Source organism: Streptomyces sp. GESEQ-4 (assembly GCF_017948455.1).
Taxonomy (GTDB): Bacteria; Actinomycetota; Actinomycetes; order Streptomycetales; family Streptomycetaceae; genus Streptomyces.
Genome location: NZ_JAFFSU010000016.1, coordinates 123179 through 139650 on the forward strand (window position 1 = coordinate 123179; position 16472 = coordinate 139650).

Here is a 16472-nt window from a genome sequence, read left to right on the forward strand (position 1 = left end):
GTTCCGCCCCGTTCATGACTCCCCGCCGCCGACCGCCGACGGCGGGGAACCAACCGGTCCGCGGGGCCGCCGACGGCCGCCGGTCCGCCGACGGCCGCGCCGCTACGGCCGCTGCCGCGCGGGCCGGATGACCAGCTCGTTGACGTCGACATCCGCCGGCTGGCCGATCGCGTAGGAGATCGCACGAGCAATGGCGTCGGGCGGGATGGCAGCCGAGCGGTAGGCCTTCATCGCCGCCGCGGCTCCCGATTCGGTGATGGTGTCGGCCAGTTCGGACTCGACGACGCCGGGTGAGACGGTGGTGACCCTGATGAACGGCTCAGCCTCCTGCCGCAGGCCTTCGGTGATCGCCCAGGCCGCGTACTTCGTGGCGCAGTACACCGCGGCCGTGGGGACCACGGAGTAGGCACCGACCGACGCGATGGTGATGAAGTGCCCGCTGCTCTGGCGCTGGAAGTGCGGCATGGCAGCGGCGATGCCGTGCAGCAGCCCCTTGACGTTGACGTCGATCATCCGGTCCCACTCGTCCACCAGCAGCGAGTCCAGGCGCGACAGCGGCATCACACCGGCGTTGTTGACCATCACGTCGATACGCCCCTGATCGGCAACCGTCTCGTCGACGAACCTGGCCACGTCAGCCCGGTCGGTGACGTCGAGACGGCGTACGTCGATGCTGCCGCCGTCAGCTCGGATGCTCTTGGCCAGGCTGGCCAGCCGATCCTCCCGACGCCCACCGGCAACGACGTGGTGCCCCTCCGCGGCGAGCCGCCTGGCGATGCCCTCGCCGATGCCACTCGTGGCACCCGTGACGAGCACGACCTTGCGGCCGCCCTGCTCTGTGGTCAGAGACGTTGTGCGAGACGTTGTCGGTGTCACGGCGTCCTCCTTGTTCGGTCAGGGCCCAAGCCCCGTCGACAGTTCGTTCACCTGCGAACTTGCCGTGGTTCGGAGGGAGGGAGAAGGCCGGGATCCTCCTAGGAGTCCCGCACCCACCACCTGACGTCGGCTCACGAGGTCAGGTCCGGCCTGACGGCCTGCCTCACCCCTCAACCACGGATTGCCTGCCGCCCGGCTCATGGCCCTAGAAGTCTTCTGCTTACCGACCAGCGGCCTTGTCTGGTCGAACACGAGGCCATGTGGTGTTCCAGGCGCCCCGGGGCCGCAATGCCGTGGCCGAGCGGGCGGACTTCACCGCGGCGCTGGCACAGTCCGCCGCTCTGCCGGGAGCGGAGCTGGTGGCGGGGTTGCAGGCCGCGGACTGGAATCAGGCGCTGCGCTCACTGGCCATCGCGATCCCGGACGACGCTCCGAGCATCGCTGTGATCGACGAGGGGTGAGCTGTCGCTCCTCGGGGAGTTTCCCGAAGCCTCGCTGTCGCGGGCGGTGCTGGAGGCCGTGGGCAGTGGCGAGCGAACCTTCTCAGGGGGTGGTGCGCGGAAGGCATGTCGTGAGCGGCTGGTTTCCATCGACTTGCTCGCGGTGTGCACGCGATGTGCACGGCTACTGGTCACGCGGAACATCGACGCAGCTCAGAGGTCGGTTTCAGTAGTACGGGAACTATCCCCGGCGTATAGCTCGGCTCGTCTGCCTTCGGTGTTCTGACCGGGACTTATGGCCTGGTCCGGGGCCCTTCTCGTGTCTGTACGCTTCCTGCTTCCACCTAGGAATTCCCAGGAGCTCCCGCGGCAGTGTGCCCGTGTTGTGCAGGCAAGTCCCGGATGGGTTGCTGCTCTTCTCGAATCAGCGTGAACTCGGCAAGGCCCTGGCCTGGCCACTCAACGGCGTACCGAGGGGCCTACCGGGAGGCGCTGACGGCCCGCCCCCCAAGGGACAGGCCGTCGTGATGCTACTCAGCGTGAGGCGCCCTCGGGCCACAGCACCCGTACGGGGACGCCGTTGCGTTCGGCGTAGTTCACGACGTCCGCCGTCCCGCCGTACCCCCGCGCGGGTTTCCCGTCCCACACGGCCAGCAGCTCATCCACCAGGCCGACGAGGATTTCGCTGCCCGCCTGGTGGGCCTCGGACGTCGACTCGCTCATGCCGGTTTCGTGCACGTCGGTAGCCTGCCGGATCAGCTTGTCGTACGTGTCGTGATGCCACTCGGGGAGGCTGTCGCGGTACTCGGTGGCCGGAATGACGACTTCGAGGCGCCCGCCGTGCGCCAAGACCGCCTCCGCGAACCAGGAATCGGGACCGTCGGCGATGCATGAGACGGCGACCAGCTCTGAGGTGTCGTAGCCGCGTACCGCTTCGTCGAGCATCGCCCGCACACGTTCCTCGACCTCCGCGCTCAGCCCGCGGTGTCCCGTGATCCCCACCCGCACTGTGTACCTCCTTACAGGTAGACGCCGTGCAGTTGCTCGTCGAAGTCCCGTACCACCTTGGGCGGTGCGGTGGTCGTGAGAGTACGGCGCATGGTGCGCGCCCGCTCCACGATCCGCCCCGACCGGTATTTGAGCCCGGTGTTCAGCGCGCGGGAGGCGAGGGCGAACGCCGCCTCGACGCGTCCTCCGGCGAGATGGCCGGAGGCGATGTCGAGTACCAGCAGGGCACGCTGTTTCTCGTGGCCGGTGGCAAGCGCCTCGGTGTCCTCGGAGAGCACCCAGTCGGCGAGGCCGAGCCGTGCGCCGCAGGCCACTCGGGTGGCGGCGACCTTCGTTTCGGTGAAGGTGAACACCCATGGCCATGGCGGTGGTTCTTGCCCGTCCAGGGTGGCGACAGCGCCCCGTGACGATGTCAGCGACCGGTCGGCACGGCGTCGGTCTCCGACAGCCGCGTGTGCCAGGGCCTCGACGCTGGAGAGCCACGCGTCCGCGATGGCGGGGCGCTGGTCGCCGAGCGCGCGGCGGGCCTTCGCCGCGAGGTTCAGGGCCTGGACGCCGTTACCCGCATGGGCCTCGAACTGGGCCAGACTGCCGGTCTGGTAGGCCATCAGCAGCGGATTGCCGGCCGCCTTGGCGGCCTTGATGGCGGAGCCGTACCAGGTGCGTGCGCTGCCGTTGTCGCCCATGTCCCACGCGAGCCACCCGGCGAGGCTTGCCGCCTCGCTGCCGACGGCCGCGAGGCGGGGGCGTTGCTCGGGGCCCGCGTCGCGGGTGATGCTCTGGATCAGGCGCACGTGGGCGCGTACGGACTCCTCCAGGTCCCGGGAGGGGGTTGAGCCGTCGAGCCGCCTGTAGGCGGACGTGCTTAGACGCAGGGCTGCCGCCTGCCCACTGGTCGTGTCGGCTGCGTCGGGGAGTGCGGCCAGAGCTGGGGTCGCGGCCACGGCCACGGCCCCGCCGAGGAAGCGACCGCTGACTGGGAGCGGCGTGCAGGTCGAACTCCGATCCATAATATCTGCGGAGCACTTCGCAAGTCGCCTCGACTGAAAGGTCGTTCGACGAAGGGAATGATAGGTGGGGTGGCCAGTTACGGTTCAAGTCCGGCCGGGGACTGATCAGGCAGCTGCGGGAAGTTCGCTCACCCTGGCGGTGCTGGGGATGCCGACGACTTCGACGGTAACGCCGCGGGCCGCGAGTGCCTTCGAGGTCTGGGCGATGGTGATCTGGGAGAAGCCGAAGATCGACTTAGGGGTGAGGTCTTCGCCGTTCTTGAGGCAGATCGCGAGGACGACGCGCCGAGGCGTGAAGTCTGCAGGCAGGGAGTGCTTGCCGTCGCTTTCCCTCAGAACCTTCGCGGCGAACTTGGCACGCACCTCTGCCGATTCGTACAGCAGCTCCACCGCGACCCTGGCCTGGCTGAACAGGTGGCTCAGCGGGCTGGACTTGTCGGCGCGCTTGACGAGCACGAGCGTGTTGTCCTCGGTGAGGAGGTCGCAGATCTCGACCGGGTCGGTGGGGCGCAGGGGGTTGGTGACGTTCTTGGTGTCGAGGCAGACCCAGCCGCGGTGACTCTTCGCGACGTTCTTGTTGTACGAATTCTCGCTGATGCCCTGCTGCCAGGCGGGGGCGTCGAAGTACGGAGTGGAGGGGAAGAGCCCGGCGACGGTGGCGGCGGTCTCCCGCAGGTACGAGGCCCCGATCTCGTACCACTCGCCGTCCATGAGCCAGAACCGGCGGGAGTCCAGCGAGATTTCGGTCTCGAGCCATTCGATGGCACAAGTGACAGCGAGAGTCTCGGCCGCGCCGGCGTACCGGTCTCGCAGCAGCGTCACCGTGCCCGTGCGCAGGGCGTCCAGGCGCTGGCCGGGCTGTGCGAGGCGGGCACGGGTGAGGACATAGCCGAGGTCGAAGTCATCGGAGTCGAAGGCGCCCGAGCTGTTGATCCGCGTGCGGTAGGCGGTGGCCGCGGTGTAGGCGTCGTGGTGGTCGGACGGAACGGAGACGGAGATCCGCCCGTTCGAGGGGCGCCCGAGCACGTCGTCCAGGGCCGCATCGAGCATGGCCAGGGTAGGCATGTCCTTCACTGGCACGATGTGGTCGACGAATTCCAGCTCACGGTGCGGGGTGCGTTCGCCGCAGACCCGGGCGATCTCCCGGATATCGGAGATCAGGTCCTGCGGCTCGATCCCGAGCGCGACCCGCAGGCCGCATCCGCCGTGTGCGGTGAAGGCCTTGTCGCGGGTGGAGCGGGAGCGGGTCAGCGGGATGTCGTCGAGGTAGCCGCCGAGGCTGCGCACGATACGCATGTGGTCGCGCAGGCCCAGCGTCGGGACGGACGTGCCCGTGGGCGTGAGGGAGATGTCGGTGCGGGCCTGGCCGAGGGCCTTGGTCACTGCGCCGCGGATCATGTTCGGGTCGATCTGCCGGATGGCGAAGGACAGGCCGAAGCGCTTGTCCTTCAGGTGCTCCGGGATCAGCCGGTACCCCTGATCGCAGCCGACCGCGTACACCTCGCTGTCGATGGCGAGCAGCAGCACCGCGGCGGACCGGCGCACGCTCTCAACCACGTGGATACCGGTGGTGCGGAACATGTTGTCGCACCACGGAGCCTCAGAGCGCTCCATCCCGCAGGTGAAGTACACCGCTGGCACGCCGAGCACTTCGGGGACGTGGAGCTCGGCGCCGAGCTCGGCGAGGTGGTCGAGGTCAAGCGCGTCGTGCATTGCCTCTAGCGTCGGGGCAACGCCGCGGAGCCGGTAAAGGGTCAGGAGAGCAGTGCTGGATGCCATGGAGTACCTCCAAGGAGTGAGAGGCCACGCGGTGCGTGGGGGAGAGGTGTGACACGGGTTGCGCCTTGCTGTTGGGGGCCCGGTCCGGTGCTCGGCTCCCTCGTCGTGCTTGGCATGACGGGAGCGCGTCCGGGGCGACCGGGGTGTGCGGGAATCAAGGTGCCATCGAGGCTGGCATTGGGCGAACGAGAACCTGATAACCCCAGTTATCAGGTCTTAAAGGCCAAATAAGTGCGGCAACCGATAGAGTCGCTGTGTCGCGAGAGCCTGCCGCTTTGCTCCAGCCAGGTGCGCGTCATGTGCCTCGGGCTGTCACAGAGGCGAGACCACCCTGGGCGTCGGGGCGAACCATCGAGATGTTCGGGAAGGGATGGTGTGAGGTGACCAGTGCGCAGCCTGCGAGCAGGACCAGCCTGCCGCAGCCGGACACCAGGTGGATGTCGTCCGCAGAGATCGCCGCTCTTGCGCAGGTCCAGCGCCCCGTCGTGACGACCTGGGCGCGGCGGCACGACGATTTCCCGCACCCTGTCGCCCGTGGTGGCAGCCGGCTCATGTATGACGGCGGAGCAGTCCTGAAGTGGTTGTTGCGCACCGGCCGTGGCAACGCTCCCGCCAACACCCTCGAGGCTGAGCTCGCTCTACACACCCTCACCGCCGGTCTGGACTTTCTGTCCGGCATGGAGCTGGTCGAGGTCCTCACAGCGCTGATCTGTCTCCAGCACCACGACGGCGGATCGCTCACCGACTCCGATGCCGCGGACCTCGTCGAGCGTGCCCGCTTCCTCGACCCCGATGACACGTTCCTGCTCCGCGAGATCGAGCGTGCCGCCAGTCTCAGCAGCGCTCTGCCGCTGCTGACGCGACAGGCCGAGTCGCTGATCGAGGGTGCCTACAACGCGGCGGACGCCCTGGACTGGATCCTCGACGCACGCCGCCGCCTACACGCCGACGACCTCGCCGTCACCGTGATCCTGCCGAACGTCGCCACCTGCATGGCGCGTCTGGCCACCGCTCACGTCCCCGACACCGCGGCCATCGCCAACCCCGACTGTGGCGTCGGCGATCTGCTCGCAGCGGCTCAGGCGCTCGCCGACGTCGATGACGTCCACACCTATCTCGCCAGCGACCGCCACGAGAGCGCGGTACGCCTGACCAGGCGCCGCATCCTTGTACGCGGCGTCTTCGCGTACGGGATGGACATCGCACGGGGCGACCTGCCGCCGCTCGACAGTGTCGACGCGCACACCCCAGTCGCGCTGCTTGGCACCCTGCCCTACGCGGCGGCCGAGTCCCGTGACCCCGGCGCCGCACTGGAACGAGTCGGCGACCTGGTCGGCGACATCGAGGGCCCTTTCACCGCTGTAATCCTCGGCCCGGCCGACGCCTTCGTCCACCCTCTCGCGGCTCACGGCGCAGCCGACCGCCTGCGCCGCACCTTCCTCACCGGAGGCCGCCTCAAGGCCGTCGTCAACCTGCCCGGCGGCGTGCTGCCGTACTACCCCGGCTACCGCACGGCCCTGTGGGTCCTCTCGTACGACCCAGGCGCGCGCCGTACGGGGCGCGTCCTCACCATCGACCTCTCGGGCCGTGAACTCACTCCGGCCGTGCTGGACGCGCTGGTCGAGGACGTGGACGTGTGGCGCGAGTCCGGCTGGCGAGGCGACATAGCCCACGACACGCGGGCCGGAGCGATCCTCGCCGTCGCTGACCTCGACCGGCGCCCCGGCTTCCCGCTGATCCCACAGGGCAGCGCACTCACCGCTCGCTACAGCCGCCAGGCCCAGGACCGGCCGGTGCGCATCGCCGCGGCGGAAGTCCGCTATAACGCCCTCGCCGACCGGGCCCGCACGGAACACGAGACGGTCGGCCCGCTCCGTGTCCGCACCGTAGCCCGCCCGGACGGGGAAGGCATCCGCCGCACCACCGTCGGCGCGCTAGTTCGGGCCAAGCGGCTACGCAAGGTCAACGGTCATCGCATCGCCGCCGAACACCTGACCGCCCAGGGTCACTACCCGGTCATCGGAGCCGAAGAGGTCGCCGGCGTGCGGCCCGTGGGCAGCCGTCGCATCGACCGCGACGTGTTCATTGGCGGGTATGAGTACGCCGCGTTCACCGAGCCCGGCGACATCGTCGTCACGGAGAACCCATCGTTCGGCGCGTACGTCGACGAGCAAGGGCTGTCGGTCGTCGCGTTCCCGGCACGCATCCTGCGTATAAGGGAGGATGCCGAGCGGCCTCTGCAGCCCCGTGCCCTTGCCGCGTTGCTCCGCACCGCAGCCGCCGAGAATCGGCGCACGCCGGGTGCGGTCCGTGCTGCCCGCAAGATCGAGGAGTACCGCATCCCCGAACTCGCTCCCGGCGAGGCGGCCGCGTACGAGGCGACCCTCGCGGACATCGCCCGCCGTGCGGCGCTCCTGCGGGAACAGGCCGCCGCACTGGAAGACTTGGACCGCCTCACCGCCGCTGGCATCGCCGACGGCACGCTGACCATTCACACCGGCTAGCTACCGATCGCCTGGCCACGCCACGCCTCACTCCACCGAGTTGCGTCACCGAGACAGAACGGACCCAACTAACCATGCCCCCACGGCAGAAGAAGGCCACAGCAGGACAGCTCGAACTGTCGGGCGCCACCAGCGTCAAGGACATCGAAACGCTGTTGTGGAAAGCGGCGGACAAGCTCCGCGGCTCCATGGATCCCTACAGGTACAAGGATCTTGTACTTGGGTTGATCTTCCTCAAGTACCTCTCTGACGCCTTTGAAGAGCGTCGCGATCAGCTCGTACAGGAGCTCACCGAGGAGGGCTTGGACGAGGAGCCACTCAAAGAGTTCCTCGAGTCCCAAGACGAGTACACCCGTGTCAACGTCTACTGGGTTCCTGACATGGCTCGCTGGAATTCCATCGCCGCCAGGGCGAAGAGCGAGGGCATTGGGCAGCTTCTCGATGAAGCTATGGATGCCCTCATGCGCGAGAACGCCGCACTCACCGGCGTACTTCCGAAGATCTTCAACCGGGACAACGTCGATCAACGCCGCCTCGGCGAACTTGTCGATCTCCTCTCCGATGCCCGTTTCACGGGTGATGGTGAGCGTCGTGCGCAGGATGTCCTTGGCGAGGTCTACGAGTACTTCCTCGGAAACTTTGGGCGTGCGGCGGGCAAGGAAGCTGGCTCCTTCTACACCCCACGTAGCGTTGTCGAGTTGCTGGTGGAAGTCCTGGAGCCGTACGAGGGCAAGGTGTACGACCCATGCTGCGGCTCGGGTGGAATGTTCGTCCAGGCTGGCAAGTTCGTCGAGGCCCATGGCGGCTTGATCGGCAATGGCGACAAGCTGGACTTGTCGATCTACGGTCAGGAATCTAACGACGACACCTGGCGCCTGGCCAAGATGAACCTCGCCATCCACGGCATCGACGGCAACCTCGCCCCGCGGTGGGGTGACACGTTCGCTGACGACAAGCACCCAGATCTGAAGGCCGACTTCGTCCTCGCGAACCCGCCGTTCAACATCAAGGACTGGCATCGCGTCGAGACCGACCCCCGCTGGAAGTACGGCGTCCCGCCGAAGAACAACGCCAACTACGCTTGGCTCCAGCACATCATCAGCAAGCTCGGCGAGCGCGGCACGGCCGGTGTAGTCCTAGCGAACGGCTCCATGTCCTCGCAGACGAGCGGCGAGGGCGAAATCCGCAAGGCGATGGTCGACGCGGACCTGGTGGCGTGCATGGTGGCGCTGCCGTCGCAGCTGTTCCGGACGACGCAGATCCCGGCGTGCCTTTGGTTTCTGTCCAAGGATAAATCCCCGCAGGGCGCGAGGCGGTTGGAGGACCGCCGCGGCGAGATCCTCTTCATCGACGCCCGAGAGATGGGCGAGATGGAGGACCGCACGGAGCGCGTGCTGAGGCCGGACGACATCGCGAAGATCGCTGGGACGTACCACGCGTGGCGCGGGACGAAATCGGCGCGGGACGCGGGGATGGCGTACGAAGACGTGGCTGGGTTCTGCATGTCGGCAGATCTGGAGACGCTCCAGGGGAATGGTTACGTGCTGACGCCGGGTCGATACGTAGGCGCGGCGGAAGCCGAGCAGGAGGACCCGGGAGTTGTGGCGGAGCGTATCAAGACGCTGACGGGCGAGTTGTACGAGCTCTTCGACAAGTCGGACGAGCTGGCGAAGGCAGTGCGCGAGCAACTGGGGAGTATCGATGTCTGAGTGGCCCATCGTCAGGCTTGAATCACTCGGAGCCGCAGAGAAGCGTGCGTTCTCGATGGGACCTTTTGGCTCGGCGCTGACGGCTCGTGACTATGTCGATGATGGAGTTCCACTCGTCCGTGGGGTGAACCTCGGAAGGAGCCTGTTTTATGACGGTGGATTCGTCTATATTACAGACCGGAAAGCGGACGAGTTCCCGGGAGCCAACCTATCTGCTGGGGATCTGGTGCTCGCGCACAGGGGCACCATCGGGCAGGTTTCGATGATTCCCAAAGACTCCAAGCATCCCCGATATGTACTGTCTTCCAGCCTGGTTAGGGCCCGGTTGAATCCTTCGATCGCCGTTCCGGAGTTCTACTACTACTGGTTGAGGTCTCCGGCAGGGCAGCGTGAAATTCTCCAGCATGTCTCCACTGTTGGTGTGCCGGGGCTGGTTCAACCTGTGACAACCGTGAAGTCGTTTCGAGTACCGCGTCCCAGTCTCGATGAGCAGCAGGCCATCGCACAGATGCTCGGGGCGCTGGATGGCAAGATCGCCGTCAATGAGCGCATCGCCGCAACAGTAGATGAACTCTGTGAAGCCCTCTTCGTTCAGCTAGTGAAGTCTGTCAACGCTCAGGGCGAACTCAAGTTGGGTGATGTCGCTGCCGTGAACACCCATCAGGTAAAGCCGTCAAGCGACGGCAGCTTGCGCTACGTGGATATCTCCAGCGTTGGCGTGGGTTTCTATGAGTGGCCAGCGCTGACACCTTGGGACGAGGCTCCTGGTCGTGCACGCAGGAAGGCGCGCGTAGGTGACGTAATTTGGTCCACAGTGCGCCCGAATCGCCGTTCGCACGCACTCGTGATGGATGATGATCCGCACCTAGTCTTCTCGACGGGCCTGGCAGTATTGAGCCCCGTACAGGTGGGCCCGGCGTTTCTGTATGAAGCTGCTCGAACCGCTGCGTTCCAGACGTACCTCGAGAGCGTCGCTGAGGGGAGCGCTTACCCTGCGGTCCGCGCAGAAAAATTCAAGGAAGCTCCGATTCCGTACGTTCCCGACGAAACGAGGGTGCGATTCGAGTCGACGGCTATGCATTTGCGTCAGCGCGCACACAGCGCGGCCGTTGAATCCCGAGCCCTTGCCGCCCTCCGTGACACCCTGCTTCCCCAGCTCATGTCCGGCAAGATCCGCGTCCGTGACGCGGAGAAGACCGTCGAGGAGGCGGTGTGAGTACCCAAGCGCGAGCGAGCGACTCTGATTACGACGGCCGTGACCGTGGCCGTGACAGCTTCCGCCTATTCGAGGCCGACTGGGAGAACCTCGCCCTCGACGAGCTCGGCGAGCTCGCCTGGCAGCCGGCCCCCGGCAACGAGTTCGCTCCTGGCTCCGGCCAGCGGGCTTCCTGGGATGACCTGATCCTCTACCAGGACCTCCGCGATGCCATCGAGCGCCTCAACCCCGAACTCCCCTCGGACGCTGTCCGCGAAGCCCTCGCTATCGCCGCGACGCCGCAGTCGCAGGACGCGTACGAGGAGAACCGCACCGCGCACAGGTACTTCGTCGACGGCATCCGCGCCGTCACGTACACCGACGAGTACGGCGCCGAGCACAACCCCACCGTCCGCCTCGTCGACTTCGACGACCCGGAGTCGAACACATACCGCGTACACAACCAGGTCCGCGTGATCGACGGCACGGACAAGAACCGCCGGTTCGACCTCGTCCTGTACGTCAACGGCCTGCCTCTCGCGGTCGTCGAGCTCAAGCGTGCCGCTGACGAGGACGCCACCCTGCGTGACGCGCACACTCAAGTGCTGCGCTACCGCGACGAGTTCCCGACAGCGTTCCGCTACAACGAGGTCGTGCTCCTCTCGGACGGGATCACGGCCAAGTACGGCACGATGTTTACCCCGTTCGAGCACTTCGCGCCGTGGAACGTGGACGAGGACGGCGAGCCCGTCGAGTCCCTGGCCGCGACCAGCCCTGAGCAGCTCGGCCAACACCTGGCCCTGCACGGCCTGTTCGCCCAACACCGCTTCCTGCCGCTGGTCCGCGGCTTCATCAACTTCGTCTCGGCCAAGGGCCGGATGAAGCGGATGGCCAAGCCGCATCAGTACTTCGCCGTCACCAAGGCCGCCGAGGCCGTGCGCGCAGCATCGGCCAGTGACGGCCGGGCCGGCGTCGTGTGGCACACGCAGGGCTCCGGCAAGTCCGAGGAGATGGTGCTCACCAGCAATCAGATCTCCCGCGATCCCGAGCTGCACAACCCCACCATCGTCGTCATCACCGACCGCACCGACCTGGACGACCAGCTCTTCACCACGTTCCTGGAGAGCGAGGTCCTGCCGGGCGAGCCGAAGCACGTGGAGACCCGTGCAGAACTGCGCGAGGAGCTCACCAACCGGCGTACCGGCGGCATCCTCTTCACCACGCTCCAGAAGTTCGGCCTGACGAAGGCGGAGAAGGAAGCCGGGGCCGACCACCCGCTCCTCTCCGAGCGCCGCAACATCGTCGTGATCGTCGACGAGGCGCACCGCAGCCACTACGACAACCTCGACGGCTACGCCCGCCACCTGCGCGACGCCCTCCCGCACGCCACGCTCCTCGCCTTCACCGGCACCCCGATCTCCTTCGCGGAGCGCAACACACGCGAGGTCTTCGGCGACTACATCGACATCTACGACCTCAAGCGCGCCGCCGACGACGGCGCCACAGTCCGTGTCTTCCACGAGAGCCGCGTCATCGGCCTCAACCTCGCCCAAGACGTCGACCCCGAGCAGCTGGACCAAGAGGTCGACCAGCTCACCGACGGCCTCGACGAGACCGAACGCCGCCGCATAGAACAGGCCGTCGTACAGATGAATGCCCTGTACGGTGCGCCGGAACGCATCAAGACCCTCACCGAAGACCTGGTAGCGCACTGGGAGCGGCGGCGCGAGGTAATGCGCCCGTTCGTCGGCGGCCCCGGCAAGGCAATGATCGTCTGCCCGACGCGCGAGATCTGCGTCAAGGTCTACGACGCCCTCAAGGCACTCCGCCCCGAGTGGCACAACCCGGCGGTCGACAAGGGCACGATGAAGATCGTCTTCTCGACGAACTCCCGTAAGGACGAAATGGAGTTGCTCGTCCACGCGCTACGCCCCAGCCAGCAGAAGACCGTACAGCTGCGAGCCAAGGAACCCGACGACGAGCTCGAGCTCCTCATCGTCAACAACATGCTCCTCACCGGCTTCGACGCCCCGCCGATCCACACCATGTACCTGGACCGGCCCCTCAAGGGTGCAGGCCTCATGCAGGCCCTGGCTCGCGTAAACCGGCGCCACCGTGACAAGCAGGACGGCCTTCTCGTCGGCTATGCGCCGCTGACGGAGAACCTGCAGAAGGCAATCGCCGAGTACTCCGCCCGAGACCAGGAAGACCAGACCCTCGGCCAGGACCTCGACCGCGCCGTCACCGAGCTGAAGAACGAACGCGACATCCTCGAAGGCATCCTGCTCGGCATCGACTGGCGCGGCCTGCTCGCCCGCCCCGGTCAGCGCGCCCACCTGGAGGCGATCCTTAAGACCGCCAACTTCCTGCGCGACCCGCGCACCCCCGGCAACGACGCAGACGACCCACACGACACGCTCGGCCGTCGCTTCCGTGAACACGCCTTCCGCCTGGAGCGTTTCCACGCGCTCACCGCTTCCAGCACCGCCCTCGCCGACCGCTTCGGCGAGGACGAGGCACGCAGACTGCGCCGCGACATCCAGTTCTTTGTCGAGGTCCGTGGCTGGATGGCCAAGCTGGACGCCCAAGACCGGGACGCCCAAGGGCTGCCCATCGGGCGCGACGTCGAGATGTACCTGCAGCAGCTCACCTCCGCGGCAGTGGAGACGGGCGGCGTCACCGACCTGTACGCGGAGGCCGGCCTCGGCGTCGCCGACCTCTCGGCTCTCAACGAAGCGGTACTCGGCCAGCTCCAGCATTCAGAGACCCCACACCTGGCGGCCGAGGCGCTGCGCCGACTCATCGAGAAGAAGATGCGGGAGGTCACCCGCCACAACATCGTGCGGCAGACCACCTTCTCGGAGCGCCTGCAAGACCTGATGGTCCGCTACATGCGACAGCAGCTCACCAGCGCCGAACTCATCGCCCAGCTCGTCGAGTTGGCCAAAGAGATCGCCGAGGACACCAAGCGCGGCGAGAAGTTCACCCCGCCTCTCAACGACAGCGAGCTTGCCTTCTACGACGCCGTAGCCGACCACGGCACGGCCCGCGAGCTCATGGGTGACGAGGTCCTTGCCGAGATCGCCCGTAAGCTCGTCACCCGCGTACGCAAGCAGCTCAAGCCCGACTGGATCTCCCGCGAATCCGTCCGCGCAGGCCTGCGCTCGGAGATCCGCCGCCTGCTCGCCCTCAGCAAGTACCCGCCGGACCAGGCCCCGGAGGCCGTCGAGCTGGTCATCAAGCAGATGGAGCACTTCGCCGACGAGTGGTCGGCAAATACCGCTGCCGGATGACCCGTGCTGCCGGTTTCAGTCCCAGCCGTGGCATCGGCGTCGGACTTGTACCCCGGTGATCGGCGTCGACTCTGCTGACTGCTGGACTCCAACTTCCCTTCAGGCAACTGGAGTCCAGCGACAGAGGCGAGTGCCAGGTGACCAGGCGTGTTACGTCGTAGGGCAACATGTGCAGTTGGCGCAGTGCGGCGAGGCTGATCGATGCTAATGAGAGCGGCTGGAGTAGGGTGATGAGTTTTCCGACAAGCGAGATGGTCAGCGCAATGTCGTGGTACTGGAAGTTCCAGGGCCTGCACGACCTGCTACTGGAGCGTCACCCGGAGTGGGGCCATCGGGTGGGCGTCGTGGACGGCAAGAGCATCTTGAAGATCACCCTCGTTGATGAGACGGACAGCGGTGTAGCTCTTGCCGTCGTGCGTGCGCACCACACGCAAGTCTGGGCGGTCATCGACGGCATGGATGTATTCCATGGGAATCTCCTCGTGTGGCCCCTCCAGGGCACCTCTGACGAGACTCTCGTGGACGCTCTTGACGCCTGCGCCGTGGCTGCTGAACGGAGAGAACCGCTGCCTTCCCCATGGCGCTGGAACGAATCCGGGTCATCGGAACTCACCGAACTGGCCGAGCTCCTCGCCGCGCGTCGTGTGACCGTCGAGCACGTGACGGCAGGCAACCGGTACCGCGCTTTGAGGAACGGGGTGGTGGGCCTCGAAGTTGACATCGCTGAGCCCTGGGAGGGCCAGTTCCTGGAGGCGCGAACGGACGACATGGACATGCGGGTCTCCTTGAAGCCCGACCTGGGGTGGCTCGTCGACGTCCGGTACGACCAGGAGGGCGTCTGGCGGCGCGTCGATCTGGGCGCGTGGCTCGAGGGTCAGGAGAGCAGCCCGGAACCAGGTGTCCCGCTGGGCAGAGTCACGCTCTCTCAGCTCGCCGATTTCGTTGCTCACGAACTCCGCAGCATCGACGCGGCGGAGTACTGGGAACCCGAGATCGAGTACGGCGATCCGCGCGACGAGAATGCTGTGCTGGCTCCCGTCAAGCTCTCGCCTGTCATGCTGGCAGAGGCCGTAGTCGCGCAGTTGAGGGAACGCGGGTTCGGCGACGTTTCTGAGGACAGGGGCGACTCTGTGTTCCGATCCGACCGCTTCTGGATCGAGTGGAGGGAGGCCGACTCCAGCCTGTCGACGTCAATGCTGCAGAGATTGAACGGCATCGCTGCGGCCGAGGGCCGACGGCTCATACTGCTTACTACGTCGGACATCAGTCGGCCAGCCGTCACTTTCGCTGACAAGGCGCGTGGCTACGTCTTCCAGGTCAGGCGGGACACCGGTGAGCTGATGCCACTGAACCGCCGGGCTCGTGAGACCCAGCTGCCCCGGTCACAGCACACTTAGGCCGGGCCTCCTCCCAGTGCTGCCCTGGCCCACGCTGGCCGGGGCAGCGTCCCGTTCGCCCGTCTACTCCCTGAGGAACTGCGCCTGTGTCCATGCCTCGCGTCGCCTTCGACGAGTTGCCTGTCGCTGCCCGCCAGGCGGTCACCCTCCAGACCGGCCTCATCAATGCGGCCCACACGGCCGGCGGCGGCATCAACAGCGCCCTCGCCGCCCTCCTCGAGACTGAGACCGGTCCCGTCTTCGTCAAGGGCATCCCGGCCGACAACCCGCAGGTTGCCTCCCAGAAGCGAGAGATCGCGATCAGCTCTTACCTGCCTGCGACCTGCCCGAGGCTGCTGTGGCACGTGGAGGCAGGCGGCTGGGTGCTCCTTGGCTACGAGGCCGTCAACGGCCGCCACGCCGACTACACCTCCACGGACGATCTCACTCTGGTCTTGGACGCGCTCGTCGAGTTGCAAGAGGTCACTGCGCCTGACGATGTCGACCTGAAGACGGCGGAGGAGCGATGGGGGATGTACGCGGAGAAAGGACAGGCGGAACTGTTCGCCGGGGACGCTCTGTTGCACACGGACTTCGCCCCGGACAACGTCCTCATCCACGACGGCAGGGCGCGCCTGATCGACTGGGCGTGGCCGACGCGGGGTGCGGCCTGGATCGATCCGTACATGCTCGCACTGCGGATCATGGAGGCTGGGGCGACAGCTGCGGAGGCGGTTTCGTGGGCACAGCGTGTTCCGTCGTGGCACGAGGCCGATCCCAAGGCGTTGGGCGCGTTTGCTGCTGCCACGGCACAGCTGTGGCAGGAGATCGCTGCCGAGAATCCTGCGCCTTGGAAAGTGGCGATGGCTGGCCACGCTGCCCAGCTGAGGACTTTCCTTCTCGTAACGGCCTGGGCGTCGTAGCTGGCCACGCAGGCCACAACACACCACGCGGACGGCGCTGTTGGGGCTCGGGTACGTCGATGAGGCGGCGCACGCCACACCCGCTCCAGCCGTGTGCGCGCCCAGCTCGGCGAGCTCTACCCATGCGCCGTGGGCAACAGCGCGGCCCCACCCGCGCGTGAGGCCCGCGATAGGATCCGCGACCGCACTCCTCCTCCACCTCAGATGATCACGAATCGCACGTAGTGCGACTGCGCCCAAAGCCCTGCCTGTCCCCCTCGTGAGCCACACGCAAGTGCGCGCCAGGGAGTGACGATTTCACGCCTCGCTTTCCATAGCGTTCTGGTCGTGGCCGCAGAGCCCCGAAACAGACACCGCTT

The 16472-nt window shown here is 66.7% G+C and carries 11 protein-coding genes; 7 read left to right on the forward strand and 4 right to left on the reverse strand.

The window, feature by feature from the left end:
• Positions 1-102 precede the first annotated feature (102 nt).
• Complete coding sequence (locus KCH48_RS27980; protein WP_307840964.1) at positions 103-876, reverse strand: SDR family oxidoreductase; 774 nt, start codon at positions 874-876, stop codon at positions 103-105.
• 263 nt (positions 877-1139) lie between these two features.
• Between KCH48_RS27980 and KCH48_RS42410 the strand changes: the two genes are divergently transcribed.
• Positions 1140-1337: a hypothetical protein gene (locus KCH48_RS42410; protein WP_246885980.1), complete on the forward strand. Its 198-nt coding sequence runs from the start codon at positions 1140-1142 to the stop codon at positions 1335-1337.
• A 513-nt stretch (positions 1338-1850) separates the two neighbouring features.
• On the opposite strand, the gene KCH48_RS27990 is transcribed toward KCH48_RS42410, so the two are convergent.
• The 3 genes from KCH48_RS27990 to KCH48_RS28000 form a co-directional block, all read right to left on the reverse strand.
• Positions 1851-2324 (reverse strand): hypothetical protein, encoded by a 474-nt coding sequence (locus KCH48_RS27990; protein WP_210577660.1) that lies wholly within the window; start codon positions 2322-2324, stop codon positions 1851-1853.
• A gap of 11 nt (positions 2325-2335) precedes the next feature.
• Complete coding sequence (locus KCH48_RS27995) at positions 2336-3268, reverse strand: hypothetical protein (RefSeq protein ID WP_307840965.1); 933 nt, start codon at positions 3266-3268, stop codon at positions 2336-2338.
• Between the two features lie 171 nt (positions 3269-3439).
• Entirely contained in the window at positions 3440-5113 is a 1674-nt protein-coding gene (locus KCH48_RS28000) for a TIGR04141 family sporadically distributed protein (protein ID WP_210577662.1), read from the reverse strand.
• Between the two features lie 437 nt (positions 5114-5550).
• Here KCH48_RS28000 and KCH48_RS28005 point away from each other — a divergent pair, with 437 nt between their 5' ends.
• From KCH48_RS28005 to KCH48_RS28030, 6 genes are all read left to right on the forward strand, one after another.
• Positions 5551-7617 (forward strand): hypothetical protein, encoded by a 2067-nt coding sequence (locus tag KCH48_RS28005; RefSeq protein WP_210577663.1) that lies wholly within the window; start codon positions 5551-5553, stop codon positions 7615-7617.
• A 74-nt stretch (positions 7618-7691) separates the two neighbouring features.
• Positions 7692-9326 carry a class I SAM-dependent DNA methyltransferase gene (locus KCH48_RS28010; protein WP_210577664.1) on the forward strand — a complete coding sequence of 545 codons (1635 nt, stop codon included), beginning with the start codon at positions 7692-7694 and terminating at the stop codon, positions 9324-9326.
• Positions 9319-10542 (forward strand): restriction endonuclease subunit S, encoded by a 1224-nt coding sequence (locus KCH48_RS28015; RefSeq protein ID WP_210577665.1) that lies wholly within the window; start codon positions 9319-9321, stop codon positions 10540-10542. The genes KCH48_RS28010 and KCH48_RS28015 overlap by 8 nt, the downstream gene beginning before the upstream one ends.
• A complete protein-coding gene (locus tag KCH48_RS43230) occupies positions 10539-13814 on the forward strand; it encodes a type I restriction endonuclease subunit R (RefSeq protein ID WP_210577666.1) in 3276 nt (1091 codons plus the stop codon). Before KCH48_RS28015 ends, KCH48_RS43230 begins: the two co-directional genes overlap by 4 nt.
• Before the next feature lie 263 nt (positions 13815-14077).
• Positions 14078-15211, forward strand: a complete 1134-nt coding sequence (locus KCH48_RS28025; protein ID WP_210577667.1) for a hypothetical protein — start codon at positions 14078-14080, stop codon at positions 15209-15211.
• A gap of 92 nt (positions 15212-15303) precedes the next feature.
• Complete coding sequence (locus tag KCH48_RS28030) at positions 15304-16113, forward strand: aminoglycoside phosphotransferase (protein WP_246885982.1); 810 nt, start codon at positions 15304-15306, stop codon at positions 16111-16113.
• The last annotated feature ends 359 nt before the right edge of the window (positions 16114-16472 follow it).